A 1509-nucleotide genomic window follows, 5' to 3' on the forward strand; every position below is an offset into this window, starting at 1 on the left:
GTTGCTCCCAGGCTAGATTTAGAATGTCTAATAACTGACCGCCGCTTCCGCCCACAAAAACCTTGTTAGCCGCGGGCAAAGTTGAACAAATATCAGGTGCACTGCCCTCAACAATTGACAAGTTTGGTTCAACTGCGAAACGGTGCTGATTCGCCTTCAAGCAGTCTAACCTCTCCGGATGATGCTCGATTGCATGAACCTGGGCACCTTTACCCCACAACGCTAGCTCTGTGGCAACACCACCGCAACCTGCCCCAACATCCCAAATGCAATCGTCTGTTGTCGGTTCTAACAAAGACAATATCGCTAAGCGAACTTCACGCTTGGTAATCATGCCTTTACCGGGTGCTTTGTCCGTCACAAACTGCTCATCCGGAATTCCCGGAAATGTCGGCGTATATTGCGTCGATTCAAGTGTCTGTAAACACACGACATTTAAGGGATCAAAACGTTGGCTTTGTGCCTCTCCATCAATGAGTTCATCAATTGATAATAGACGTACCCGTTCGTCTGAATAACCAAGCTTTTCGCAGACCGTCAGCGCTGCCATTTCAAAGCCACGGCGTTGGCATTCTTTAGCAATTGCATGCGCAGAACTATTTTGATCAGTGAGCAATACATAGCATGTATGCGGTTTGAGCTGAGTGGTCAAAGATTGTAATGGACGACCATGCAGTGAAATAACCTCAACATCTTGTAAGGACCAGCCGAGTCGATGGCAAGCGGCTTGAATGCTGGACACGCCCGCATGAAAACAAAGTTGATCTTGCCTCAAATCCGAAAAGCTCTGCCGTACCCATTTTCCGATACCAAAAAATAGCGGATCACCTGAGGCTAGCAAGGCAACTGTTTCACCTTCGTCCAGATAGCTCGCCAATTGCCCTTTTAAAATAGAGAGCTTAGGAAGCTGCTCAGTCACCTGCCTTTCTGAAATCCACCAGCGAACCGTCTCTAACTGTCTCTGGGAACCAATAATACGATCTGCTGACTGCAAAGCACTCAAGGCGACTTCGTCCAAGTTCGCTTGCTCCGAAACGCCAAGGCCAATTACATGTAAGGGCATTAATACCACTCCCCGCGATTACAGCGTAAAAGCGCATTACAAGCCGCGGCGGTAACTGCACTGCCACCTTGGCGGCCAGCCAAGGTTATACACTCCACGCCTAATTTTTTGTGTTCTTCCCAAAGCGCTTCTTTAGATTCTGCTGCGCCGACAAAGCCGACTGGCATGCCGATGATAAGCGCCGGTTTGTCTGCGCCTTGTTCCAACATTTCAAGTAATCTGAACAAGGCCGTTGGAGCATTCCCTATCAATACAACGCTGTCTTTCAAGAAGGGTGTCCAAGAACTTAAGGCAGCCATCGACCTTGTTTCGCCTAGTTGTTTAGCCTGTTGAATGGTGTCGTTATCGTTCAAAAAACACAGGGGCTCTCGTTCAATCATGCGCTTAGTAACGCCTTGCTTGACCATCTCCACATCGCACAAAATTGGCTTATTCTGACCCAAGGA

2 protein-coding genes are annotated in these 1509 nt (G+C 48.4%); both read right to left on the bottom strand.

Annotation, left to right across the window (positions count from 1 at the left end):
* Positions 1–1063: precorrin-6y C5,15-methyltransferase (decarboxylating) subunit CbiE (gene cbiE, locus A3757_RS22145; RefSeq protein WP_068740310.1), on the bottom strand; the 1063-nt coding region annotated here is incomplete at its 3' end.
* A partial coding sequence (locus A3757_RS22150) for a precorrin-8X methylmutase (RefSeq protein WP_068740312.1) occupies positions 1063–1509 on the bottom strand: 447 nt, incomplete at its 5' end. The genes cbiE and A3757_RS22150, both read right to left, overlap by 1 nt.

The organism is Oleiphilus sp. HI0117 (genome assembly GCF_001635235.1).